The following is a 1,326-nucleotide window of genomic DNA, read 5'->3' on the forward strand; positions in this document are numbered from 1 at the left end:
CGACCCGGATCTGCCCTTCGCCCCAATGCGGACTCGGCGGCGGCTTTCAAAGTAGAACGGCCGCCTGGTGGTGCATCCGCGGTCCAGGCGCTTGCCGCCCATACGCAGTCGTTTTCGCCAGGGAGAACCGAGAACCCCTAGCGTCCACCTGGGTAGCCCGTCACAACGCAGTACGTGCGATACTTCTCCGCCATCGCCATGCTATGCCACCAGGATCTCGAATTTTGTTATACATCCGTAAGTATTCGTATTTTTCCGTGTCGCGATGAGTGATTCTCGCGAGCGGGGGAGGTTCTTGGGGCGATTAGGCTATGTCTTGATTGTAGTGCTGCTGCGCGTCTTCGCAGTCCTTCCCTACACGCTCGTCGCAAGGTTCGGCAGCGCGCTTGGGGCGATGTTATATGCACTTCCAAGCTCCCGAAAACATATCGCTCTCGTCAATCTGCGTCTCTGTTTTCCGGGCAAAAGCGAGTGCGAGTACGACGACCTTGCCAGAAACCATTTTCGCCACGTCGTTCGAAGCTATCTCGAACGAGGCATTCAATGGTTCGGCAGCGCGCAGAGGATACGAAAGCTGGTCCACATCGAAAGTCGAATCGATCTGGAAGACAGGAACGCTTCGCCGACCATCTTTCTTGGCTTCCATTTCGTGAGCATCGAGGTCGGCTGCATACTCTACTCAACGCGCGTGCCCGCCGCCTCACTATATACACGCATGTCGAACGCGCGCCTTTGCAGTCTAGCCAAGCGGCAACGCGGCAGATTTGGCGCCGAGATGATTGAACGTTCGACAAGCGCCAGAAAGATCGTCGGCTTACTTCGTTCAGGCAAACCAGTCATGCTGGCTGCTGACATGGATCACGGCATACACAACTCCGTTTTTGTGCCGTTTTTTGGCGTCCCCGCGTGCACACTCACTTCGGTTTCGCGCCTTGCTCGACTGGCCCATGCGCGGGTTGTACCATTCGTGACTGAAGTATTGCCCGACTACCGCGGGTATAAGCTGACCATCTTCGAGCCGCTCAGCGACTTTCCTTCAGAAAGTGAGACGATCGACGCGCGCCGAATGAATGAATTTCTTGAAACGCAGATCAATCGGTGCCCAGAGCAATATTACTGGGTGCATCGACGCTTCAAGAATCGTCCACCGGGCGTGCCAGGTGTGTACTGAGCACACCGTCCGTAAGGCATGCGACCGTTCCTGGTTGTGTGCTTCCGTGAGGTAACGCAATGAGCTCGACTGACAGGCATAGGTCCGCTATCTGAGTGGACCGGACGTTTGAGTGTCTGTCCGAATGCTCGAGCGTATGGCCGTTCATGGCCGAT

General features: G+C 56.2%; 1 protein-coding gene. It reads left to right on the top strand.

The annotated features are described in order from the left end of the window. Window positions 1–265 precede the first annotated feature (265 nt). Window positions 266–1,171 (top strand): lipid A biosynthesis lauroyl acyltransferase, encoded by a 906-nt coding sequence (locus F6X39_RS36045; protein WP_184024353.1) that lies wholly within the window; start codon window positions 266–268, stop codon window positions 1,169–1,171. Window positions 1,172–1,326: the final 155 nt, after the last annotated feature.

Origin of the sequence: Paraburkholderia sp. UCT2 (genome assembly GCF_014397665.1) — a bacterium.
Classification (GTDB): domain Bacteria; phylum Pseudomonadota; class Gammaproteobacteria; order Burkholderiales; family Burkholderiaceae; genus Paraburkholderia; species Paraburkholderia tuberum.